Source organism: Pseudomonas sp. Y24-6 (assembly GCF_020295325.1).
GTDB lineage: Bacteria > Pseudomonadota > Gammaproteobacteria > Pseudomonadales > Pseudomonadaceae > Aquipseudomonas > Aquipseudomonas gregormendelii.
Genome location: NZ_JACBXG010000003.1, coordinates 214,248 through 234,971 on the forward strand (window position 1 = coordinate 214,248; position 20,724 = coordinate 234,971).

Here is a 20,724-nt window from a genome sequence, read left to right on the forward strand (position 1 = left end):
AGCGGGGCGATCGCGCCTGCGCTCCATCTAACGGAGTGTTTATGGCAGTCAAGGTCCTGGTGGTGGACGATTCGGGTTTTTTCCGTCGCCGCGTCTCGGAAATTCTTTCGGCGGATCCGAACATCCAGGTCGTCGGTACCGCGACCAACGGCAAAGAGGCGATCGACCAGGCGCTGGCCCTCAAGCCGGATGTGATCACCATGGACTACGAGATGCCCATGATGGACGGCATCACGGCAGTGCGGCACATCATGCAGCGCTGCCCGACCCCGGTATTGATGTTCTCCTCGCTGACGCACGAAGGCGCCCGGGTCACCCTGGATGCGCTGGACGCTGGTGCGGTGGATTTCCTGCCGAAGAATTTCGAAGACATCTCGCGTAACCCGGACAAGGTCAAGCAACTGCTGTGCGAGAAGATCCATACCCTCTCGCGCAGTAATCGGCGTGCCAGTGCCTACAGTGCACCGGCCCCCGTTGCCGCGCCCATAGCCGCACCTGCGCCCGCTCCGTCGAGCATTGGCAGTTACAGCAGCAGTGCGCCTGCGCGTGCGGCACCGGCACCGATTGCCTCGCGCGCGCCGGCCCCGGCCCCGTCGTCGCCTGCCCCCAAGCGCAAGGGCTACAAGCTGGTGGCAATCGGTACGTCCACCGGCGGCCCGGTCGCGCTGCAGCGGGTACTGACCCAGTTGCCTGCGAATTTCCCGGCGCCCATCGTGCTGGTGCAGCACATGCCGGCGGCGTTTACCAAGGCCTTTGCCGAACGCCTGGACAAACTCTGCCGCATCCACGTCAAGGAAGCCGAAGACGGCGACATCCTGCGTCCGGGCCTGGCGCTGCTGGCGCCGGGCGGCAAGCAGATGATGATCGACGGTCGTGGTGCGGTGAAGATTCTGCCAGGCGACGAGCGCCTCAACTACAAGCCGTGCGTAGACATCACCTTCGGTTCGGCAGCCAAATCCTACGGTGACAAAGTTCTGGCGGTGGTGCTGACCGGCATGGGGGCCGACGGCCGCGAAGGCGCGCGCCTGCTCAAACAGGGCGGCAGCACCATCTGGGCCCAGGATGAAGCCAGCTGCGTGATCTACGGAATGCCCATGGCCATCGTCAAGGCCGAGCTCGCTGACGCGGTGTATAGCCTGGACGAAATAGGCAGGCACCTGGTCGAGGCGTGTGTCTGATGGATGTACTGAGCCTCATCGGGATCATCATGGCGTTCGTCGCCATCATCGGCGGCAACTACCTGGAAGGTGGTCACCTCGGCGCACTGGCGAACGGTCCGGCGGCACTGATCGTTATCGGCGGTACCGTCGGTGCGGCGCTGCTGCAGTCGCCGATGAGCGCCTTCAAGCGCGCGATGCAAATCCTGGTATGGATTCTGTTTCCGCCGCGGGTCGACCTGGCCGGTGGCGTCGATCGCGTGGTCAACTGGAGCCTCACCGCCCGCAAGGAAGGGCTGCTGGGCTTGGAAGGGGTGGCCGATGCCGAACCCGACAACTACTCGCGCAAGGGCTTGCAACTCCTGGTGGACGGTGCAGAGCCGGAGGCCATCCGCAGCATCCTCGAGGTGGATTTCTATACTCAGGAAAGCCGGGACATCGAGGCGGCCAAAGTCTTTGAAAGCATGGGCGGCTACGCGCCGACCATCGGCATCATCGGTGCGGTAATGGGCCTGATTCACGTCATGGGCAATCTGGCCGATCCGTCGCAACTGGGCAGCGGCATTGCCGTGGCGTTCGTCGCCACTATCTACGGCGTGGCCAGCGCCAACCTGGTGCTGTTGCCCATCGCGGCCAAACTCAAGGCCATCGCCCTGCGGCAGTCGCGTTATCGCGAAATGTTGCTCGAAGGCATTCTGTCGATCGCCGAAGGTGAAAACCCTCGCTCTATCGAGTTGAAGCTCCAGGGCTTCATGGATTGATGGGGGTTATGGAAAATGGCACGTCGCCGGCAACCTGAAGAACATGTGAACCATGAGCGCTGGCTGGTTTCCTACGCCGACTTCATCACGCTGCTGTTCGCGTTTTTCGTGGTGATGTACTCGATCTCGTCGATCAACGAAGGCAAGTACAAGGTGATTTCCGAGGCGCTGATCGGCGTGTTCAACGACTCCGATCGAGCGCTGAAACCCATCCCCATCGGCGATGAACGCCCCAAGACCGTGACCCCGGCCAAGCCTCTGGTCAAGGACAGCGAGCAGGTCGACGCCGGCATCGCGCAGGCGGGTGACAACCCTCTGCAGAGCATTGCCGATGATATCAGTGCCGCCTTCGGCGACCTGATCAGCTCCAACCAGATGACCGTGCGTGGCAACGAGTTGTGGGTGGAGATCGAACTCAATTCCAGCCTGTTGTTCGGCAGCGGCGACGCCATGCCCAGCGACATCGCCTTTAACATCATCGACAAGGTCGCGGCCATCCTGAAGCCGTTCGACAACCCCATCCATGTCGAAGGCTTTACCGACGATCAACCGATTCGCACCGCGCAATACCCCACCAACTGGGAGCTGTCTTCTGCCCGCTCGGCGAGCATCGTGCGCATGCTGGCGATGCAGGGAGTGAACCCGGGGCGTCTGGCGTCGGTGGGTTATGGCGAGTTCCAGCCGGTGGCCAATAACGCCACCGCTGAAGGCCGTGCGCGCAACCGGCGCGTGGTGCTGGTGGTGTCACGAAACCTGGATGTGCGGCGCAGCCTGACAGGCACCGGTACCGCCAATGCACAACCGGACGCTGCATTGAAGCGTGCTGGCACACAAACTGCACCTGCACCGGTCAAGCCGCCGGGACGAGAGAGCGCCGTCAATTCTCCGTCACCCGCATTAACACGCTGAGCTATTTCTCGGTCGGCATTTCGACCGGGAGGAATCATTCGAATGAGAGTCTGGGCAGTCGCCAATCAAAAGGGTGGTGTTGGTAAAACCACATCCTCCATCGCTTTAGCCGGGTTGCTGGCCGAGGCGGGCAAGCGCGTGGTCGTGGTCGACCTCGATCCCCACGGCTCCATGACCAGCTATTTCGGGTATGACCCCGACGCCCTGGAGCACAGCAGCTACGACCTGTTCCTGCACAAGGGCAGCGTCCCCGCCGGGTTGCCGGGTCAACTGTTGTTGCCCACCAGCCATGAGAGCATCTCGCTGCTGCCTTCGAGCACTGCGCTGGCGACCCTGGAACGGCAGTCGCCGGGCCAGAGTGGCCTGGGCCTGGTGATCGCCAAGAGTCTGGCGCAGTTGTGGCAAGACTTCGATTACGCGGTCATCGACAGCCCGCCGCTGCTGGGGGTGCTGATGGTTAACGCCCTCGCCGCGAGCCAGCAGTTGGTGATCCCGGTGCAGACCGAGCATTTGGCCGTCAAGGGCCTGGAACGCATGGTCAACACCCTGGCGATGATCAACCGTTCGCGCAAACAGCCGCTGCCGTTCAGCATCGTGCCGACCCTGTTCGACCGACGGACCCAGGCGTCCATTGGCACGCTGCGGGTGGTGCGCGACATGTTCCCGGAAGAAACCTGGCAGGGTTATATCCCGGTCGACACGCGCCTGCGCGATGCCAGCCGTGCCGGTCTCACGCCGTCGCAGTTCGATGGCAAGAGCCGCGGTGTATTGGCGTATCGCTCGTTGCTCAAGCATTTGCTGGAGCAGCAGCTTGTCCCGGCGGTGGCCTAGATGAACCCGATCCCCACAGGAGCCGCCGCAGGCTGCGATCTTCTGATCTTGCCTGGCGGTATCCTTGAAAAAAACCAGATCAGCAGATCGAAACCTGCCTGCGTAGGAGCTGCCGCAGGCTGCGATCTTTTGATCTTGCCTGGCGGTGTCCTTGAAAAAAACCAGATCAGCAGATCGAAACCTGCCTCCGTAGGAGCTGCCGAAGGCTGCGATCTTTTGATCTTGCCTGGCGGTGTCCTTGAAAAAAACCAGATCAGCAGATCGAAACCTGCCTCCGTAGGAGCTGCCGAAGGCTGCGATCTTTTGATCTTGCCTGGCAGTGTCCTTGAAAAAAACCAGATCAAAAGATCGCAGCCTTCGGCAGCTCCTACGGTGGAGGTGTGTCAGTGAATCGGCCGGTCAAGATCACGTCACGTCCGCAACTGGCGTTGCAGTCCTACCTGGACAGCCTGCTGATGGACGCGACCGAAGACCTGCCGGTTGAAGTTCAAGCGCCTGTTGAAGCGGTCGAAGTCGAAGCTACTCTGGACGATTTCCAGGCGGCAGTGCTTGAAGAGCAGGTCCGGGATGCGCGTAAGCCAGAGGCGGTTGTTGCTCCGGTAGTGGCTGCGGTTGAAGAGGTTCAGGTTGAGCAGGCCAGGGTAGTGCTGGTTGAAGCACCTGCGCCGGCCCTGGCACCCGTGTCGACCATCGCGCCGCTGCCTCAGGCCCTGGTTCCACCGGTTGTCGAAGTCCACCTGCCGCCCGGTAACAGGCTGCCGCCGGTGGACAGCAACGGCAGGCCCGCCTGGGCCGCCGAGCCCTTCGAATGCCTGTTGTTCGATGTGGCCGGGTTGACCCTGGCGGTGCCGCTGGTGTGCCTGGGCTCGATCTACTCGCTGGAAGGTCATGAGCTGACACCCTTGTTCGGCCAGCCGGATTGGTTCCTCGGGATTCTGCCGAGCCAGGCCGGTAACCTGAAAGTCCTCGATACCGCGCGCTGGGTCATGCCCGACCGCTACCGCGACGATTTTCGCCAGGGCCTGCAATACGTGATTTCGGTCCAGGGTTACGAATGGGGGCTGGCGGTGCATCAGGTCAGCCGCTCCCTGCGCCTGGACCCGAACGAAATCAAATGGCGCAGCCAGCGGGGCCAACGCCCCTGGCTGGCCGGTACCGTGATTGAACACATGTGTGCGTTGCTTGATGTTGCCGAGTTGGCGGAGTTGATCGCCAGCGGCGGGGCAAGGCACATGGGCAGCAAAAAGCCAGCCCACACACCGACATGACAAACAGGCAGCGACCTACCGAGGGCCGCTGCACCGAACGCACACCGCCAACGGCGGTTTTTTGAGGGGTCAGGGTATGAATGACAAGGCGACGGCGGCAAAGGGTTCTGAAGATCCGATCCTGCAATGGGTAACCTTCAAACTGGACAATGAAACCTACGGCATCAACGTGATGCGCGTCCAGGAAGTACTGCGCTACACCGAGATCGCCCCGGTTCCGGGTGCGCCAAGCTACGTGCTCGGCATCATTAACCTGCGTGGTAATGTCGTCACCGTGATCGACACCCGTCAGCGCTTCGGCCTGATGAACGCCGAGATCAGCGACAACACGCGCATCGTCATCATCGAAGCCGACAAGCAAGTGGTCGGGATCATGGTCGACAGCGTCGCGGAAGTGGTTTACCTGCGTCAGTCGGAAATCGAAACCGCGCCAAACGTGGGGAACGAAGAGTCCGCCAAGTTCATTCAGGGCGTGTGCAACAAGAACAACGAACTGCTGATCCTGGTCGAGCTCGACAAGATGATGAGCGAAGAAGAATGGTCGGACCTGGAGAACATCTGATTGATTCTTGAGGTCGCGGTCATTGTCCTGTTCCTTTTGTGGGCAGGCACCCTGGCAATGTTCCTGGCGTACGTCCGTGCGCAAAAACAGCTCGCCGCTAAACAGGTCGAGGGCGACGCGCTGCGCGATCAGCGGATCAAGGACCTGACCCGACGCGTTGAGAACTACCAGGACGGTAACGTGCGCATGGGCCAGGAGCTGCAGGAACTGCGCGCGGTAGTCGGGCCAATACCGGACAAGCTGGTGGCGCTTGAGCAACGTGACCCGTCGAGCCTGTCTTTTGCCCAGGCAGCGCGCCTGGTGGGCATGGGCGCCAGCGCCGAAGAGCTGACGGCGTCCTGTGGCCTGACCCAGGCCGAGGCGGAGTTGATGCGCAAGTTGCACAAGAGCTGATAGATCAAAAGATCGCAGCCCGTTTCACTCGACAGCTCCTACGGGACCGTGCGCGTTCCACTGTAGGAGCTGTCGAGTGAAACGGGCTGCGATCTTTTACAAACGGCTCCTCAATAATCATCCCCACGTGCAGTCACGTCCTTCTCCACCATCGGCGCATCCGGATCCTGCCCTTGCGGAAATTTACCCTTCAGCCTCCAGGCAAACGCAATAATCTCCGCAATCGTTCGATACAACTCCTCCGGAATACTCTCCCCCAACTCCATTCGCGCCAGCAATTTCACCAGCTCGGCGTTCTCATAAATCGGTACTTCATAATCACGGGCAATCTTCAGGATCGCTTCAGCCAGGGCATCGTCGCCTTTTGCCGTGAGCGTCGGGGCGTGGGTGCCGTCGTACTTGAGGGCGATGGCCTGGCGTGGAGTGTCGGAATGGCTCATGCGTTTTCATCCACCCAGCGTTGTTCGAGGCTTGTTTGCGGGCCTTGGGGTGGGGTTCCGAAGTGACAGTCGATGTCGCCCACGTTCAGGCCAGAATCGAGCAGTTGTTGCCGCAGGGCTGCCAGGTTGCTTTCGATCAGGCTGGCGGTGTACGGCCGTTCGGCCCACAGCTGGCCAGACAGGCTGCCGCTGATCAGCTGGGCCTGAACCTGCAACGGCCCCAGCGGCTCCATGTCGAACGCCAACTCCACTCGCCACAGTTGCTGTTTGGGCGGGCGTTCTTCATGCCGATCTTTCGGCTGTTCTTTTTCCGGCGCGTCTTCACGCTGGAATTTGAGCTGCAGCGGCACAATGTCCTGCAGGTTGCGCATCGGGATTTCCAGCTGCCAGGTACTCATCAAGCGCCCATCGGCGGTCACCCCTGTCTGTTCCAGGCTCGACAGCTGGTGACTTTGCAGGCGCGATACTGCAGCGGCCGCCAAGCGCAGCAGGTGTTCGAGATCATCCTCACCTTCGGCACTCTGCAACAGGCGATCGGCCAGGGGAAAGCTGGTCGGCGAGGGCTTGGCGCTCACCTGGCTGAGCATGCCCAGGGCATTGCGCATGAAGCTCGGCATGGCCTGGGCCAGGGTGTTGGCGGCAATGATCGCGTTCATGTGCGTGTTGGGGGCCGGGCTCAATTGGGCGATCAGCCTGAGCAGATCACCTTTCATATCCGGGGCCAGCGACGGATTCAGCCCGCCAAGGAGCTTTGATTCGAGGAACGCGCCGCTGTTCGCCAGGGCCAGCGCCAAGCCTTTCGGGCTGCTCAATTGCTGAATATCCGGCAGACCAGCCAGCAGCTTTTCGGCAGCAGCGCGCAAGTCGCTGGAGGTCTGGCTCCCGGCGGGCAGGTTCTGCAGAAGCTTCAGCAGGCCGTCCAAGGAGCCTTGCCGGCTGTGCTGGCTGGCCAGTTGCTGGGTTACTGCCAGTTGCTCCGAGCGGCTGCCGAGCGGGACGAATTTGAGTGTCTGGCTGTCTTGCACCAGGGCGCTGAGCAGAGTGCCGATGCGCAGTGGGGTCGGGCTGTCGATGCTCAAGGTACTGCCGCTCAGGGCAGTGTTGAGCAGGCCGACCATTGAGCGATACACCGTGGGCTGGCCGGATTCCTGCGGCAGCACCTGGGACGTCAGGACCTTGCCTTGCAGCAGCGTGCCGGCGGGCAATTGCGCCGGGTCGAGGCGGGTGAGGGTGGCCGCGCCTGAGGCGAGGGCCTGTTGCAGGGTGATCGCCAGGTTGCCCGCCGAGGGTTGTGTGATTGCCAGGCTGGAGCCTTGGGGCAAAGGCTGGGCACTGATGGCCTGGAGCGTCGTCTGGCGCCCGTTCTCCAGGGTGATCTTGAGCAGCAATTGAAAGGCCTGGTCGGCCTGCTTGAGTGACAGCACTTCGGCGTTGGCGGATTGGCCGGCGGATATCAGGCCCTCCATGGGTGTCAGCAACTTGAGCAGTTCGCCGCCGGTTTGCGGGCGTGAAGTGGCCGGCGCATTCTGCGAGATCGGGAGGATGTTCATTTCGCCTGTCATACGCGGTCACAACCTGAGGAAATTGCACTCTTGAGAGTAGGGGATGGCATGTATAATGCCGCCCCGTCGTCTATGGGGCGCGCGAAACAATGCATTTGTTTGACGCAGCTCCCCATAACGGGCCGCCAATGCATTTATTCTGCATCTCTTTAGCGGCCGCAATACCGCCGACTTGAACCGTAAAGGCCCGTGATCTCTTGACCAGTCCAGTCCTGCAAACCGTTGCCCTTGCCTGTGAGCGAGACCTTCGGCTGCTTTTCGAAAATCTCGAATTGAGACTGGCCAGTGGCGAAATGGTGCAAATCAGCGGGCCCAACGGCAGCGGCAAGACGAGTTTGCTGCGGCTTTTGTCAGGCTTGATGCAGCCGACGGCCGGTCAAGTGTTGCTCAACGGCCAGCCGCTCAGCGAGCAACGGCACGAATTGGCACGCAACCTGTTGTGGATTGGCCATGCTGCCGGGATCAAGGACCTGCTGACCCCGGAAGAGAACCTGAGCTGGCTCTGCGCCCTGCATCAACCGGCCTCCCATGAAGCCATCTGGCAGGCGCTCGGCGCCGTCGGGCTGCGTGGTTTCGAGGATGTGCCCTGTCACACCCTGTCCGCCGGCCAGCAGCGGCGTGTGGCGTTGGCGCGGTTGTACCTGGACAGTCCGCCGTTATGGATTCTCGATGAACCCTTCACCGCGCTGGACAAACAGGGCGTGGCGCAACTCGAGGAACACCTCGCGGCCCACTGTGAGCAGGGCGGCATGATCGTACTGACGACCCACCACACGCTGAGCCGTATGCCGGCCGGCTACCGCGACATTGATCTGGGGAACTGGGCCGTATGAGTGTTTTTGGCCTGTTGGTTGCCCGCGAAGCGCGCTTGCTGTTCCGTCGTCCGGCCGAACTGGCCAATCCGCTGGTATTTTTCGCCATCGTGGTCTCACTGTTCCCTTTGGCGGTCGGGCCCGAGTCTCAATTGTTGCAAACCTTGTCTCCGGGACTGGTCTGGGTAGCAGCCCTTTTATCGGTTTTGCTCTCGCTGGACGGGCTCTTTCGCAGTGATTTCGAAGATGGTTCCCTTGAACAGTGGGTCCTTTCGTCGCACCCCCTGGCCCTTCTGGTTTTAGCCAAGGTACTGGCACACTGGGCCTTCTCCGGCCTGGCCCTGGTTTTGCTCGCACCACTGCTGGCGTTAATGCTCGGATTGCCTGCCGCCTGTCTGCCGGTGTTGCTGCTTTCCTTGTTGCTGGGTACACCAGTGCTGAGCTTGCTGGGTGCAGTGGGCGCGGCGTTGACCGTGGGTTTGAAGCGTGGTGGCTTGCTGCTGGCGCTTTTGATACTGCCGCTGTACATCCCGGTATTGATTCTCGGCAGTGGCGCCTTGCAGGCGGCACTGATGGGCATGCCGGCGACCGGTTATCTGTTGTGGCTTGGTAGCCTGACCGCCCTGGCGATAACCCTTACACCCTTTGCAATAGCTGCTGGCCTGAAGATCAGCGTCGGCGAATAATAATGAGGTCTGGTCATTTTTTGATCGTTTTCTTTTGAAAAAAAGGCAGACCCTTGGCTCTTCATAGCGAAGAGCAACCGTGATGGAAACAGTAATGAACTGGACCTGGTTTCATAAGCTCGGCTCACCCAAATGGTTCTACGGCATCAGCGGCAAACTGCTGCCGTGGTTGAGCATCGCGGCGTTGCTGCTGATAGGTATTGGCGTGGTTTGGGGCCTGGCCTTCGCGCCGCCCGACTATCAGCAAGGCAACAGCTTTCGCATCATCTATATCCATGTACCGGCTGCCATGCTGGCGCAGTCGATCTATGTGATGCTGGCGGTGTGCGGCATCGTCGGGCTGGTATGGAAGATGAAACTGGCCGACGTCGCCCTGCAATGCGCAGCGCCCATCGGCGCCTGGATGACCGCCGTGGCGCTGGTCACCGGCGCGATCTGGGGCAAGCCGACCTGGGGCTCGTGGTGGGTCTGGGATGCGCGACTAACGTCCATGCTGATCCTGCTGTTCCTGTACTTCGGTCTCATTGCGCTGGGCAACGCCATCAGCAATCGTGAGAGCGCCGCCAAGGCGTGCGCGGTGCTGGCGATTGTCGGTGTGATCAATATCCCGATCATCAAGTACTCGGTGGAGTGGTGGAACACCCTGCACCAGGGCGCCACTTTCACCCTGACCGAAAAGCCGGCGATGCCCGCTGAAATGTGGCTGCCGCTGCTCCTGACCGTGCTGGGTTTCTACTGCTTCTTCGGTGCAGTGCTGTTGCTGCGCATGCGCCTGGAAGTGCTCAAGCGCGAAGCCCGGGCCAGTTGGGTGAAAGCTGAAGTGCAGCACAGCCTGGAGGCCGCGCGATGAGTTTTGCTTCATTCGGCGACTTCCTCGCCATGGGCCATCATGGCCTGTATGTCTGGTCAGCCTACGGCATCTGCCTGGCAGTGCTGGCTCTGAACGTGGCGGCGCCGATCCTGGCCCGCAAGCGGTATCTGCAACAAGAGGCGCGTCGTCTGCGCCGGGAGAACGGCAAGTGAATCCGCTGCGCAAAAAGCGTCTTATCATCATTCTCGCGATCCTGGTCGGGGTTGGCGCTGCTGTCGGCCTGGCCCTGAGCGCCCTGCAACAGAACATCAACCTGTTCTACACACCGACCCAGATCGCCAGCGGCGAAGCCCCGCAGGACACGCGCATTCGCGCCGGTGGCATGGTCGAGGCCGGTTCGCTGCAACGTTCCGGCGATTCCCTGGACGTGAAATTCAATGTCACCGATTTCAACAAGACCGTGACCATCAGCTACCGCGGCATCCTTCCCGATCTGTTCCGTGAAGGGCAGGGGATCGTGGCGTTGGGCAAGCTCAATGCCGAGGGCGTGGTGGTAGCCGACGAAGTGCTGGCCAAGCACGATGAAAAATACATGCCGCCGGAAGTGACCAAGGCCTTGAAAGACAGTGGCATGTCGGCACCTACTCCTGCGAAAGAGGGCTAACTGATGACTGCTGGACTCTATAGCGCCGGGTTGTACATCCCGGAACTGGGCCACCTGGCCATGATCCTGGCGCTGTGTTTTGCCCTGGTTCAGTCGGTGGTGCCCTTGCTCGGCGCCTGGCGCGGCGATCGCCTGTGGATGAGCCTTGCGCAACCTGCGGCCTGGGGACAGTTCGCGTTCCTGCTGTTTGCCTTTGGTTGCCTGACCTACGCGTTCATGGCGGACGACTTCTCCGTGGATTACGTCGCCAGCAACTCCAACAGCGCGTTGCCGTGGTACTACAAATTCAGCGCCGTGTGGGGCGCGCACGAAGGCTCGCTGCTGCTTTGGGCATTGATCCTGGGCGGCTGGACCTTCGCCGTATCCGTGTTCTCGCGGCAACTGCCGCAAGTGATGCTGGCCCGGGTGCTGGCGATCATGGGCATGATCAGCACGGGTTTCCTGCTGTTCCTGATCCTGACATCCAACCCGTTCGCACGCATCCTTCCGCAGATCCCGGCCGACGGTCGTGACCTCAACCCGTTGCTGCAGGACATCGGCCTGATCGTTCACCCGCCGATGCTGTACATGGGTTACGTGGGCTTCTCCGTGGCCTTTGCGTTCGCCATCGCCGCGCTGCTGGGCGGTCGTCTTGATGCGGCGTGGGCCCGCTGGTCGCGTCCGTGGACCATCGTCGCCTGGGCCTTCCTCGGAATCGGCATCACCCTGGGCTCCTGGTGGGCCTATTACGAGCTCGGCTGGGGTGGCTGGTGGTTCTGGGACCCGGTGGAAAATGCCTCCTTCATGCCTTGGCTGGTCGGCACCGCACTGATTCACTCATTGGCCGTCACAGAAAAACGTGGCGTGTTCAAGAGCTGGACCGTGTTGCTCGCCATCGCTGCGTTCTCACTGAGCCTGCTGGGAACCTTTCTGGTGCGTTCCGGGGTTCTGACCTCGGTGCACGCGTTCGCCTCTGATCCGGAGCGCGGCGTGTTCATCCTGATTTTCCTGCTGTTCGTGGTCGGTGGTTCGCTGACGCTGTTCGCCCTGCGTGCGCCGGTGGTGAAGAGTCAGGTCGGCTTCAACCTCTGGTCCCGGGAAACCCTGTTACTGGGCAACAACCTGGTGCTGGTGGTGGCGGCTTCGATGATCCTGCTCGGCACCTTGTACCCGTTGATCCTGGATGCCATGACCGGGGCCAAGCTGTCGGTCGGCCCTCCGTATTTCAACGCGCTGTTTATCCCGCTGATGGCACTGCTGATGGTGGTCATGGCCATTGGCATGCTGGTGCGCTGGAAAGACACCCCGGTTAAATGGCTGGTGGGCATGCTCACTCCGGTGTTGCTGGGTAGCGCTGCTTTAGCCGTGATCGCTGGCGTCGCCTATGGCGATTTCAATTGGGCCGTGATCGCGACCTTCATGCTCGCGGCCTGGGTGTTGCTGGCCGGCGTGCGCGACATCTTTGACAAGACTCGTCACAAGGGCCTGATCAAGGGCCTGCCGACCCTGACTCGTAGCTACTGGGGCATGCAGATCGCGCACCTGGGCATCGCCGTGTGTGCCCTCGGCGTGGTCCTGTCGAGCCAGAACAGTGCCGAGCGCGACCTGCGCCTGGCGCCGGGTGAATCCATGAGCCTGGGCGGTTACCAGTTTGTATTCGAAGGTGCCAAACACTTCGAAGGCCCGAACTTTACCTCCGATAAGGGCACCGTTCGGGTGATCAAGGACGGCAAGGAAATCAGCGTGCTGCACCCGGAAAAACGCCTGTACACCGTGCAGAACTCGGTCATGACCGAGGCCGGGATCGATGCCGGCTTCACCCGTGACCTCTACGTCGCCCTCGGCGAACCTCTGGGCGATGGCGCCTGGGCCGTACGCGTCCACGTCAAGCCGTTCGTGCGCTGGATCTGGTTCGGCGGATTGCTGACCGGTTTCGGCGGATTGCTGGCGGCGCTGGACCGGCGTTATCGGGTCAAGGTCAAAAGCCGCGTGCGTGAAGCACTGGGCATGTCGGGAGCCACTGCATGAGACGTTGGTTGATGTTGCTGCCGCTTGCGATTTTCCTGGTGGTGGCGGTTTTTCTGTACCGCGGGTTGTACCTGGACCCGGCGGAGCTGCCGTCGGCGATGATCGGCAAGCCGTTCCCGGAGTTCTCCCTGCCTGCGGTGCAGGGTGACAAGACGCTGACCCGGGCGGACATCCTTGGCAAGCCGGCGCTGGTCAACGTGTGGGGCACCTGGTGCATTTCCTGCCGCGTCGAGCACCCGGTACTGAACAAGCTGGCCGAAAAGGGCGTGGTGATCTATGGCATCAACTACAAGGACGTCAACGCGGACGCCTTGAAGTGGCTGGCGGAGTTTCACAACCCGTACCAGCTGGATATCCGCGACGACGAAGGTACCCTGGGCCTGAACCTCGGTGTCTACGGCGCACCGGAAACCTTCTTCATCGACGCCAAGGGCATCATCCGCGACAAGTTCGTGGGGGTCATCGACGAACAGGTCTGGCGCGAAAAACTGGCCGCCAAGTATCAGGCGCTGGTCGACGAGGCCAAGCCATGAAGCGCTGGATTGCCGCCGCAGTGCTGGGCTTGAGCATGGCCGGGATGGCTCACGCGGCCATCGACACCTATGAGTTCGCCAAGGAAGGTGACCGCGAGCGTTTTCGCGAGCTGACCAAGGAGCTGCGGTGCCCCAAGTGCCAGAACCAGGACATCGCCGACTCCAACGCGCCGATCGCCGCTGATCTGCGCAAAGAGATTTTCCGCATGCTCGGCGAGGGCAAGGACAACCAGCAGATCATCGACTTCATGGTCGATCGCTACGGTGATTTCGTCCGCTACAACCCCGCGCTGAATGCCAAGACCGCACTGCTCTGGTTCGGCCCCGCCGGCTTGCTGCTGGGCGGTTTTGTGATCATTGCCGTGATTGTTCGCCGTCGTCGCGTCCTGCGCACCGATAGCCCGGACTCGCTTTCCGTGGATGAACGCGAGCGCCTCGACCACCTGTTGGATAAAACCAAGAATGATTGATTTCTGGCTTGCTGCAGGTCTGCTGCTTCTGGTTGCCCTGAGTTTTCTGTTGATCCCTGTTTTGCGCGGCCGTCGCGCCCAGCTTGAAGAGGATCGTACTGCCCTGAACGTCGCGTTGTATCAGGAACGCGTGGCTGAGTTGCAGACTCAGCAGGAAGAGGGCGTGCTCAACGCTGCGCAAATGGACACCGGTCGTGCCGAAGCGGCCCGTGAGCTGCTGGCTGATACCGAAGGCGTCGCGGCACCGCGTGTTTCGCGCCTGGGCAAACCATGGCCGCTGTTGGCGGCGATTCTGGTGCCGGTGCTGGGCCTGGGTCTGTACCTGCACTTCGGTGCCAGCGACAAAGTCGAGCTGACCCGCGAATTCGCCCAGGCTCCGCAGTCCATGGAAGAGATGACCTCGCGCCTGGAGCGCGCGGTCGCGGCTCAGCCCGATTCTGCGGAAGGCCTGTACTTCCTGGGTCGTACCTATATGGCCCAGGACCGCCCTGGTGATGCGGCCAAGATGTTCGAACGAACCGTGGCGCTGGCCGGTCGTCAACCAGAGCTGCTCGGCCAATGGGCGCAAGCGCAGTACTTCGCCGACGGCAAGAAATGGTCGGACAAGGTCCAGGCCTTGACTGACGAAGCATTGAAGGCCGATCCGAAAGAAGTCACCAGCCTGGGGCTGCTGGGTATCGCGGCATTCGAGGGCGAGCGCTATCAGGACGCCATCGATTACTGGAACCGTCTGCTGGCGCAATTGCCCCCCGAAGACAATTCCCGTGCTGCCTTGCAAGGCGGTATCGCCCGGGCCAGCGAGAAACTCGCAGCCGGCGGCGGCAAAGTTGCCCAGGCGCCGGTCGCCAAGGCGGCACTGCTGAAAGTCACGGTGGACCTTGCCCCCGAGTTGAAGGCCAAGGTACAGCCCGGTGACAGCGTGTTCATTTTTGCCCGCGCAACGTCCGGCCCTCCGGCGCCGTTGGCGGCCAAGCGCCTGACTGTGGCCGACTTGCCCGCGAGCGTCGAACTGGGTGATGCCGACGCGATGATGCCGCAGTTGAAACTGTCCAACTTTCCTGAAGTCCAACTGGTTGCGCGAATCTCCCGTGCCGGTCAACCGACTGCCGGCGAGTGGATCGGTCGCAGCCAGCCACTGGCCAGCAGCACCTCAGCGCCACAAAAACTGACCATCGACAGCCCGGACAAATAACAGGAACCGCCTATGACCGCCATCGCCCGTATCACCCTGCTCAGTATGGTCCTGGGGTTAAGCGCTTGTGCGGTCCAGCGGCCCGAACCCGCGCCGTTGCCGCCGATCCCGCCCTCGCAGCCCAAGCCGACCCCCTCGACTTCACCTGCGCCGAGCAAACCGAACGTTCCGGCCAAACCGGCCAAGCCAGTACCGCGCACGTCGGCGAGCTTCGCGCCGCCACCGGGTGGCAACAGCCATTGGGATGCCAAGCTCGGCGTGTATGTGCTCGATGACCAGACCAATACCTTCTACCGCCAGCGCACCTATTATCGCTGGAACAACGGCTGGAGCCGCTCTGTCAGCCCGAATGGTCCATGGGAAGACACTGACATCCACGGCGTGCCCAGTGGTTTGGGCCGGCAGTTCAAGTGACGCAAAGGCGACCTCAGGGTCGCCTTCTTGATTGCCCCACGTGTACCCAATCCTACGAAAAATGAAGAGAGTGAATGGATGGCAGGCAGGTTGATCTATCTCATCGGACCTTCAGGTTCGGGCAAGGACAGCCTGCTGGATGCCGCACGAACGCGGTTGGCCGAACGTAACTGCCGCATCGTGCGGCGGGTGATTACCCGCTCGGCTGAAGCCCTGGGTGAGTCGGCGCGGGGCGTGAGCCTGGATGAATTCACCCGGCTCGAGGCCCGGGGCGAGTTTGCCCTGAGCTGGCGCGCCAACGGGTTGTGCTACGGCATCCCCCGTGAAATCGACGATTGGCTGGCCGCAGGGCAGAACGTCCTGGTCAATGGCTCGCGCGGTCACCTGCCGGCAACCCGGCAGCGTTATCCGGACTTGCTCGTCCTGTTGCTGACCGTGGAACAGAGCGTGCTGCGTGAGCGTTTGCTGGCTCGGGGGCGCGAATCGGTCGAGGAGATCGAGGCACGGCTGGCGCGCAATGCGCGGTTCAGTGAACAGGTACTTGCAGAACACGATCCGGCGCTGTGTGTGCTTGATAACTCAGGGGTGCTGGAGGATACGGTTGAGTGCTTGTTGAGGTGTGTTGATGGGGAATCCACCGCGTCCATGCGATACCGCTAGTTAAGGATCGCATCACCAGATACCCGATATCCCTGGCGCCGGGGATCCGATTCCAATGCCAACCACTGCGGCGGTGTGCCTGCCCGCAACACTTGGGCCTCACGCGGCTGCCAGTGAGCGTTTTTCTGAAACACTCAGGAACCGCAACAACGCCAGAACGGGAAAAGCGCTGCCAACAATCACGATCCACAACCAGCCGCCGTGTTCGTACACCGCACTCGCCACGGAGGAGCCGAAGGCGCCGCCGATGAAGATGCTGGTCATGTACAAGGCGTTCAAGCGGCTGCGGCTCTTGGCATCCAGGGCGTACACCGCACGTTGCCCAAGCACCATATTCATCTGCACGCAGAAATCCAGCACTACGCCGGTCACCGCCAGGCCTATGACGCTGTAGAGCGGGTGGATGAAGGCCGGCAGGAAACTCAGGCTGGCGAACACCAGGGCCAGCAGTGAGGCGATGCGCGTGTGCCCGGCATCCGCCAGACGCCCGGCGATGGGCGCCGCGATCGCGCCAATGGCACCGACCAGGGCGAAAATGGCGATCTGGGTTTGCGACAGTCCATGATTACGCGCCAGCTCCAGCGGCACTGCGGTCCAGAACAGGCTGAAGGTCGCAAACATGCAGCCCTGGTAGAACGCGCGCTGACGCAGCACTGGCTGATGACGCAGCAGCGTCCACAGCGAGCCAAGCAGTTGTCCGTAGGACGCGCTGTGATCAGGCTTGCGTTTGGGAATGGTCAGGGCCAATACGACGCTGATTGCTGCCATCAACACCGCGGCAATCACGAACATCGCACGCCAGCCGAAGTGGTCCGCGATCACACTGGAGACCGGCCGTGCCAACAAGATCCCCAGCAACAAACCGCCCATGATCCCGCCAACCACGCGCCCACGGGATTCCTCCGGGGCCAGGTGTGCGGCGAGGGGGATAAGGATCTGCACTGACACCGAACTGAAGCCCACCAGCAATGAGATCAGCAGGAACACGTTCGGCTGATCGGTAAACGCCGCGCCCAGCAGGCTGGCAATGGCCACCAGCGTGGTGATGATCATCAACCGCCGATTTTCCAGCAGATCACCCAGCGGAACCAGAAAGAACAGCCCCAGCGCGTAGCCAATCTGCGTCAATGAAACAATCAGGCTGGCCATGGTGCTGGTCAGGCCGATGTCCGGTGCAATCAGGCCAATGATCGGCTGGGCATAGTAGATGTTGGCCACGATCGCGCCACAGCAAAAGGCAAATAGCAGGACCATGCCGCGGGTCATCGTCGCGGTGCCCTGAGGCACTGGGTTCGCTGGAGTCATGAGGTGTCTCGTGAACAATTGAGGAATGTGTGCAGGCTAAGCGGCAGGGCGGAGGGGCGGAAGCGATTTTGCAGTGATAGTAATCATGCCCTTGCGCAATGATTGAGGAGCACCGGGCTGCCTTACTGATGCTGATGATACATTTACTTACATGTACTGCCATAGCGAACATGACCACGCAGCACTTGTGTTCGGCGGACATCTCTGTGGGGGCGAGCCTGCTCGCGATGGCGTCTGCAGATTCGACATTGATGTGACAGGGAGATTGTCATCGCGAGCAGGCTCGCTCCCACAGTGGAATGGTGGTGTGCGCAGCATTTGTGTACGGCAGATATCACTGTGGGAGCCGGGCTTGCCCGCGATGGCGTCTGCACATTCGACATTGAGGTGACAGGGAGATTGCCATCGCTGGCAAGTCGAATCGTCGCACCGCCGCTCCCACAGGGTATTGGTGGTGGACGCAGCATTTGCGTACGGCGCAGATCACTGTGGGAGCCGGGCTTGCCCGCGATGGCAGTCTGACAAACACCGCATGATGTCGGATGTAGGAAGCAGGCTACGTCGCCTTGCGCCTTTGCCTACAACTACGTCAGAATCCGCCGGCTTGTGCGGTTTGGACACGTCCGGTAGCTTGATTTCCGTCACTGCTCATCAGTGATCGGGTTTCGCAGCCCGGGTCAATCAAGGCGCTCAGCGCCACCGTTACGTTCAGTTGGCGTCTTTTACGTCCGCTGCATTTCGTTATGGCGGCTGTGCGCGGGAGATCTTCGGATCTGCCGGGTTCCTTGATTCCCGGTCTGCGAACCTGCGTACAGCTGCCACCTCCCTCGTTTCGCAGCGAACAGTGGCGGCTCCATTAATCAAGGAGCTTCACCATGTTCAAACCCACGCCCAACCCCCGCAGCCAGACCAAGAGCACACTGAATCTGACGATTCAGCCCAACAAAACTACCTCAACTTCAGCGCCCTTAAACACGCTGACACCCCCTACAAACCCGAAAGCATGTTCATGATCGCCCCTGACATCGCCACCGAAACCTTGCTGGCCCACGCCTGCGAATCCCTGGCATCGGCGAATGTGATGGCCAACGACCTGGCAGGCTTTATCACTGGCCCGTATCGCAACGCCCTGTTGGGAATAGCGCAGATCATCATGCTGGCCGAGTTGGCGGTAAATCGTGCGCTGGATAACATTGATCCGCGGGATTAATCGCCACAAAAAAGGCGACCTCAAAGGTCGCCTTTTTCATTACCACTCAGCGATCACTTGCCGCCGTAGATCTGGTCAAAAACCCCACCATCGTTGAAGTGAGTTTTCTGCACGGTGCGCCAGTCACCGAAGGTTTTCTCTACCGAAAGAAAATCCACTTTCGGAAAGCGATCGGTGTACTTGGCCAGTACTGCCGGGTCACGCGGGCGCAGGTAGTTCGCCGCCGCGATTTCCTGGCCTTGCGGGGACCACAGGTACTTCAGGTATTCCTCGGCGGCGGCGCGGGTGCCTTTTTTCTCGACGACTTTGTCGACGACGGTCACCGGCGGCTCGGCTTCGGCGGAGACGCTTGGGTAAATGACTTCAAACTGGTCGCGACCAAACTCGCGGGCAACCATTTCCGCTTCGTTTTCGAAGGTCACCAGTACGTCGCCGATCTGGTTGGTCATGAAGGTGGTGGTGGCCGCGCGGCCGCCAGTGTCGAGCACCGGAGCCTGCTTGAACAGTTTGCCGACGAAGTCCTTGGCTTTGTTCTCGTCACCGCCGTTTTTCAGTACATAACCCCAGGCCGAGAGGTAGGTGTAGCGACCGTTACCCGAGGTTTTCGGGTTCGGCACTATGACCTGCACGCCGTCCTTGAGCAGGTCGGGCCAGTCTTTCAAGGCTTTGGGGTTGCCTTTGCGGACGATGAACACGGTGGCAGAGGTGAATGGCGCGCTGTTGTTCGGCAGGCGGGTGACCCAGTTCTCCGGGACCAGTTTGCCGTTGTCCGCCAGGGCATTGATGTCGGTGGCCATGTTCATGGTGATCACGTCAGCGGGCAGGCCATCGATCACCGAACGCGCCTGTTTGCTGGAGCCGCCGAAAGACATCTGTACGGTGATGTTTTCGTTGTGCTCGGCTTGCCAGTGCTTCTGGAAGGCAGTGTTGTAGTCCTTGTAGAAATCGCGCATCACGTCGTAGGAAACGTTGAGCAGGGTCGGTGCGGCCTGAGCCATGCCGGTCAGTGCCAGGCCAGCGGCGAGAAGTGAGGCGCCAAAGAGTTTTTTCACTGCGCATTCCTTGTTTGGTAGGAGCTGCCGAAGGCTGCGATCTTTTGATCCTGATTTGAGGCAGAAGATCGCAGCCTTCGGCAGCTCCTACGGGGTCATTTTTTCAGGTCCAGTAGGTGTCGGCATCTTACCGCAGCGACTATAACGGCAGCGGCATAGTCCTTTAAAGATTAAAAAGCTCTGTGCTTATTCCAGTTTCTTGAACAGCGCATTGCCGCAGCGCGAGCAGAATGCGGCGCCGTGTTCGTGACTGTTCTTGCGGCACACCGGGCAGTCGTGTTGCAGCTGCTCACCGCGCATGGCGTTGGCCAGTTCTGCGGTAAAAATCCCGGTCGGCACGGCGATGATCGAGTAACCGGTGATCATCACCAGCGACGAAATGACCTGGCCCAGCGGGGTCTTCGGCACGATGTCGCCAAAGCCCACGGTGGTCAGCGTAACGATCGCCCAATAGATGCCTTTGGGGATGCTGGTGAAGCCATGTTCCGGGCCTTCGATCACGTACATCAACGTGCCAAACACCGTCACCAGGGTGCATACGCTGACCAGGAACACCACAATCTTCTGCTTGCTGCCACGCAGCGCCGACATCAGGTAGTTGGCCTGCTTGAGATAGGGGCTGAGCTTGAGCACGCGGAATATCCGCAACATGCGGATGATGCGGATGATCAGCAGGTACTGCGCGTCGGCGTAATACAGCGCCAGGATGCCGGGTACGATCGCCAGCAAATCCACCAACCCGTAAAAGCTGAATGCGTAGCGCAACGGCTTGGGGGAGCAGTACAACCGCAAGCCGTACTCGATGGCGAAAATAATCGTAAAGCCCCACTCGATATACGCCAGCACGTTGGCGTAGTTTTGGTGGATCGAGTCGATGCTGTCGAGCATCACAATCACAATGCTCGCGAGGATGATCAACAGCAAAATGCCGTCGAAGCGCCGCCCCGCTTTGGTGTCGCTCTGGAAAACCATGACGTAAAGCTCTTCACGCCAGTTTCTGCTGCTGTCCATGGATACCGCCTGAA

25 protein-coding genes are annotated in these 20,724 nt (G+C 60.9%); 20 read left to right on the plus strand and 5 right to left on the minus strand.

Going from position 1 to position 20,724, the window contains the following annotated elements; genetic code table 11:
* Nucleotides 1-41: 41 nt before the first annotated feature.
* From HYI44_RS07345 to HYI44_RS07380, 8 genes are all read left to right on the plus strand, one after another.
* Nucleotides 42-1,178: a protein-glutamate methylesterase/protein-glutamine glutaminase gene (locus HYI44_RS07345; RefSeq protein WP_225569072.1), complete on the plus strand. Its 1,137-nt coding sequence runs from the start codon at nucleotides 42-44 to the stop codon at nucleotides 1,176-1,178.
* Complete coding sequence (locus HYI44_RS07350; protein WP_045061205.1) at nucleotides 1,178-1,918, plus strand: flagellar motor protein; 741 nt, start codon at nucleotides 1,178-1,180, stop codon at nucleotides 1,916-1,918. The genes HYI44_RS07345 and HYI44_RS07350 overlap by 1 nt, the downstream gene beginning before the upstream one ends.
* Nucleotides 1,919-1,933: 15 nt before the next feature.
* Complete coding sequence (motD, locus tag HYI44_RS07355) at nucleotides 1,934-2,827, plus strand: flagellar motor protein MotD (protein WP_122837956.1); 894 nt, start codon at nucleotides 1,934-1,936, stop codon at nucleotides 2,825-2,827.
* Between the two features lie 42 nt (nucleotides 2,828-2,869).
* A complete protein-coding gene (locus tag HYI44_RS07360) occupies nucleotides 2,870-3,658 on the plus strand; it encodes a ParA family protein (protein WP_122837957.1) in 789 nt (262 codons plus the stop codon).
* The gene (locus HYI44_RS07365) at nucleotides 3,659-4,048 is read left to right on the plus strand and encodes a hypothetical protein (RefSeq protein WP_225569073.1); all 390 of its coding nucleotides are present in this window, start codon (nucleotides 3,659-3,661) and stop codon (nucleotides 4,046-4,048) included.
* Nucleotides 4,045-4,926, plus strand: a complete 882-nt coding sequence (locus HYI44_RS07370) for a CheW domain-containing protein (RefSeq protein WP_225569074.1) — start codon at nucleotides 4,045-4,047, stop codon at nucleotides 4,924-4,926. The genes HYI44_RS07365 and HYI44_RS07370 overlap by 4 nt, the downstream gene beginning before the upstream one ends.
* A 76-nt stretch (nucleotides 4,927-5,002) precedes the next feature.
* Nucleotides 5,003-5,488, plus strand: a complete 486-nt coding sequence (locus HYI44_RS07375; RefSeq protein WP_007946765.1) for a chemotaxis protein CheW — start codon at nucleotides 5,003-5,005, stop codon at nucleotides 5,486-5,488.
* The gene (locus HYI44_RS07380; RefSeq protein WP_122837960.1) at nucleotides 5,489-5,881 is read left to right on the plus strand and encodes a DUF2802 domain-containing protein; all 393 of its coding nucleotides are present in this window, start codon (nucleotides 5,489-5,491) and stop codon (nucleotides 5,879-5,881) included.
* Nucleotides 5,882-5,991: 110 nt separating this feature from the next.
* On the opposite strand, the gene HYI44_RS07385 is transcribed toward HYI44_RS07380, so the two are convergent.
* A complete protein-coding gene (locus HYI44_RS07385; protein WP_045061200.1) occupies nucleotides 5,992-6,321 on the minus strand; it encodes an EscU/YscU/HrcU family type III secretion system export apparatus switch protein in 330 nt (109 codons plus the stop codon).
* On the minus strand, nucleotides 6,318-7,883 hold the full coding sequence (locus HYI44_RS07390; protein WP_122837962.1) for a flagellar hook-length control protein FliK: 1,566 nt from the start codon (nucleotides 7,881-7,883) through the stop codon (nucleotides 6,318-6,320). The genes HYI44_RS07385 and HYI44_RS07390 overlap by 4 nt, the downstream gene beginning before the upstream one ends.
* A gap of 197 nt (nucleotides 7,884-8,080) precedes the next feature.
* On the opposite strand from HYI44_RS07390, the gene ccmA reads away from it, so the two are divergent.
* The 11 genes from ccmA to phnN all read left to right on the plus strand — a co-directional run bounded on the left by ccmA (nucleotide 8,081) and on the right by phnN (nucleotide 16,132).
* A complete protein-coding gene (ccmA, locus tag HYI44_RS07395) occupies nucleotides 8,081-8,716 on the plus strand; it encodes a cytochrome c biogenesis heme-transporting ATPase CcmA (RefSeq protein ID WP_225569075.1) in 636 nt (211 codons plus the stop codon).
* Nucleotides 8,713-9,381: a heme exporter protein CcmB gene (gene ccmB, locus HYI44_RS07400; protein ID WP_045061197.1), complete on the plus strand. Its 669-nt coding sequence runs from the start codon at nucleotides 8,713-8,715 to the stop codon at nucleotides 9,379-9,381. The genes ccmA and ccmB overlap by 4 nt, the downstream gene beginning before the upstream one ends.
* Nucleotides 9,382-9,475: 94 nt before the next feature.
* Nucleotides 9,476-10,231, plus strand: coding sequence for a heme ABC transporter permease (locus HYI44_RS07405; protein WP_045061196.1), 756 nt, complete (start codon nucleotides 9,476-9,478; stop codon nucleotides 10,229-10,231).
* Nucleotides 10,228-10,404, plus strand: coding sequence for a heme exporter protein CcmD (gene ccmD / locus HYI44_RS07410; RefSeq protein ID WP_008055370.1), 177 nt, complete (start codon nucleotides 10,228-10,230; stop codon nucleotides 10,402-10,404). Before HYI44_RS07405 ends, ccmD begins: the two co-directional genes overlap by 4 nt.
* Nucleotides 10,401-10,856 carry a cytochrome c maturation protein CcmE gene (gene ccmE / locus HYI44_RS07415; protein WP_122837965.1) on the plus strand — a complete coding sequence of 152 codons (456 nt, stop codon included), beginning with the start codon at nucleotides 10,401-10,403 and terminating at the stop codon, nucleotides 10,854-10,856. The genes ccmD and ccmE overlap by 4 nt, the downstream gene beginning before the upstream one ends.
* Nucleotides 10,857-10,859: 3 nt before the next feature.
* Nucleotides 10,860-12,863 (plus strand): heme lyase CcmF/NrfE family subunit, encoded by a 2,004-nt coding sequence (locus HYI44_RS07420; RefSeq protein ID WP_045061194.1) that lies wholly within the window; start codon nucleotides 10,860-10,862, stop codon nucleotides 12,861-12,863.
* Nucleotides 12,860-13,396, plus strand: a complete 537-nt coding sequence (locus HYI44_RS07425) for a DsbE family thiol:disulfide interchange protein (protein ID WP_122837966.1) — start codon at nucleotides 12,860-12,862, stop codon at nucleotides 13,394-13,396. Before HYI44_RS07420 ends, HYI44_RS07425 begins: the two co-directional genes overlap by 4 nt.
* A complete protein-coding gene (locus HYI44_RS07430; RefSeq protein WP_122837967.1) occupies nucleotides 13,393-13,866 on the plus strand; it encodes a cytochrome c-type biogenesis protein in 474 nt (157 codons plus the stop codon). The genes HYI44_RS07425 and HYI44_RS07430 overlap by 4 nt, the downstream gene beginning before the upstream one ends.
* Complete coding sequence (ccmI, locus tag HYI44_RS07435) at nucleotides 13,859-15,058, plus strand: c-type cytochrome biogenesis protein CcmI (RefSeq protein WP_225569076.1); 1,200 nt, start codon at nucleotides 13,859-13,861, stop codon at nucleotides 15,056-15,058. Before HYI44_RS07430 ends, ccmI begins: the two co-directional genes overlap by 8 nt.
* A 12-nt stretch (nucleotides 15,059-15,070) precedes the next feature.
* Nucleotides 15,071-15,472 (plus strand): hypothetical protein, encoded by a 402-nt coding sequence (locus HYI44_RS07440; protein WP_045061190.1) that lies wholly within the window; start codon nucleotides 15,071-15,073, stop codon nucleotides 15,470-15,472.
* Between the two features lie 78 nt (nucleotides 15,473-15,550).
* Nucleotides 15,551-16,132 carry a phosphonate metabolism protein/1,5-bisphosphokinase (PRPP-forming) PhnN gene (phnN, locus tag HYI44_RS07445; RefSeq protein WP_201149273.1) on the plus strand — a complete coding sequence of 194 codons (582 nt, stop codon included), beginning with the start codon at nucleotides 15,551-15,553 and terminating at the stop codon, nucleotides 16,130-16,132.
* A 99-nt stretch (nucleotides 16,133-16,231) separates the two neighbouring features.
* On the opposite strand, the gene HYI44_RS07450 is transcribed toward phnN, so the two are convergent.
* Complete coding sequence (locus tag HYI44_RS07450) at nucleotides 16,232-17,437, minus strand: MFS transporter (RefSeq protein WP_225569077.1); 1,206 nt, start codon at nucleotides 17,435-17,437, stop codon at nucleotides 16,232-16,234.
* 859 nt (nucleotides 17,438-18,296) lie between these two features.
* Here HYI44_RS07450 and HYI44_RS29365 point away from each other — a divergent pair.
* Nucleotides 18,297-18,647: a DUF6124 family protein gene (locus HYI44_RS29365; RefSeq protein ID WP_225569208.1), complete on the plus strand. Its 351-nt coding sequence runs from the start codon at nucleotides 18,297-18,299 to the stop codon at nucleotides 18,645-18,647.
* Nucleotides 18,648-18,700: 53 nt separating this feature from the next.
* Here the strand turns inward: HYI44_RS29365 and HYI44_RS07460 are convergent, their stop codons facing one another.
* Together HYI44_RS07460 and HYI44_RS07465 are read right to left on the minus strand one after the other, a co-directional pair.
* Nucleotides 18,701-19,699, minus strand: a complete 999-nt coding sequence (locus HYI44_RS07460; RefSeq protein ID WP_225569078.1) for a sulfate ABC transporter substrate-binding protein — start codon at nucleotides 19,697-19,699, stop codon at nucleotides 18,701-18,703.
* Between the two features lie 186 nt (nucleotides 19,700-19,885).
* The gene (locus HYI44_RS07465; RefSeq protein WP_045061182.1) at nucleotides 19,886-20,710 is read right to left on the minus strand and encodes an ion transporter; all 825 of its coding nucleotides are present in this window, start codon (nucleotides 20,708-20,710) and stop codon (nucleotides 19,886-19,888) included.
* Nucleotides 20,711-20,724 lie beyond the last annotated feature (14 nt).

What these genes read in the sequence shown, in the direction of transcription:
- ccmI (WP_225569076.1), top strand. Translation starts at nt 13,859, where the DNA reads ATGATTGATTTCTGGCTTGCTGCAGGTCTGCTGCTTCTGGTTGCCCTG.
- HYI44_RS07345 (WP_225569072.1), top strand. Translation starts at nt 42, where the DNA reads ATGGCAGTCAAGGTCCTGGTGGTGGACGATTCGGGTTTTTTCCGTCGC.
- HYI44_RS07465 (WP_045061182.1), bottom strand. Translation starts at nt 20,710, where the DNA reads ATGGACAGCAGCAGAAACTGGCGTGAAGAGCTTTACGTCATGGTTTTC.
- HYI44_RS07430 (WP_122837967.1), top strand. Translation starts at nt 13,393, where the DNA reads ATGAAGCGCTGGATTGCCGCCGCAGTGCTGGGCTTGAGCATGGCCGGG.
- HYI44_RS07420 (WP_045061194.1), top strand. Translation starts at nt 10,860, where the DNA reads ATGACTGCTGGACTCTATAGCGCCGGGTTGTACATCCCGGAACTGGGC.
- phnN (WP_201149273.1), top strand. Translation starts at nt 15,551, where the DNA reads ATGGCAGGCAGGTTGATCTATCTCATCGGACCTTCAGGTTCGGGCAAG.
- HYI44_RS07375 (WP_007946765.1), top strand. Translation starts at nt 5,003, where the DNA reads ATGAATGACAAGGCGACGGCGGCAAAGGGTTCTGAAGATCCGATCCTG.
- HYI44_RS07350 (WP_045061205.1), top strand. Translation starts at nt 1,178, where the DNA reads ATGGATGTACTGAGCCTCATCGGGATCATCATGGCGTTCGTCGCCATC.
- ccmB (WP_045061197.1), top strand. Translation starts at nt 8,713, where the DNA reads ATGAGTGTTTTTGGCCTGTTGGTTGCCCGCGAAGCGCGCTTGCTGTTC.
- motD (WP_122837956.1), top strand. Translation starts at nt 1,934, where the DNA reads ATGGCACGTCGCCGGCAACCTGAAGAACATGTGAACCATGAGCGCTGG.
- HYI44_RS07450 (WP_225569077.1), bottom strand. Translation starts at nt 17,437, where the DNA reads ATGACTCCAGCGAACCCAGTGCCTCAGGGCACCGCGACGATGACCCGC.
- HYI44_RS07390 (WP_122837962.1), bottom strand. Translation starts at nt 7,883, where the DNA reads ATGACAGGCGAAATGAACATCCTCCCGATCTCGCAGAATGCGCCGGCC.
- HYI44_RS07405 (WP_045061196.1), top strand. Translation starts at nt 9,476, where the DNA reads ATGAACTGGACCTGGTTTCATAAGCTCGGCTCACCCAAATGGTTCTAC.
- HYI44_RS07365 (WP_225569073.1), top strand. Translation starts at nt 3,659, where the DNA reads ATGAACCCGATCCCCACAGGAGCCGCCGCAGGCTGCGATCTTCTGATC.
- ccmD (WP_008055370.1), top strand. Translation starts at nt 10,228, where the DNA reads ATGAGTTTTGCTTCATTCGGCGACTTCCTCGCCATGGGCCATCATGGC.
- HYI44_RS07385 (WP_045061200.1), bottom strand. Translation starts at nt 6,321, where the DNA reads ATGAGCCATTCCGACACTCCACGCCAGGCCATCGCCCTCAAGTACGAC.
- HYI44_RS07425 (WP_122837966.1), top strand. Translation starts at nt 12,860, where the DNA reads ATGAGACGTTGGTTGATGTTGCTGCCGCTTGCGATTTTCCTGGTGGTG.
- HYI44_RS07440 (WP_045061190.1), top strand. Translation starts at nt 15,071, where the DNA reads ATGACCGCCATCGCCCGTATCACCCTGCTCAGTATGGTCCTGGGGTTA.
- HYI44_RS07360 (WP_122837957.1), top strand. Translation starts at nt 2,870, where the DNA reads ATGAGAGTCTGGGCAGTCGCCAATCAAAAGGGTGGTGTTGGTAAAACC.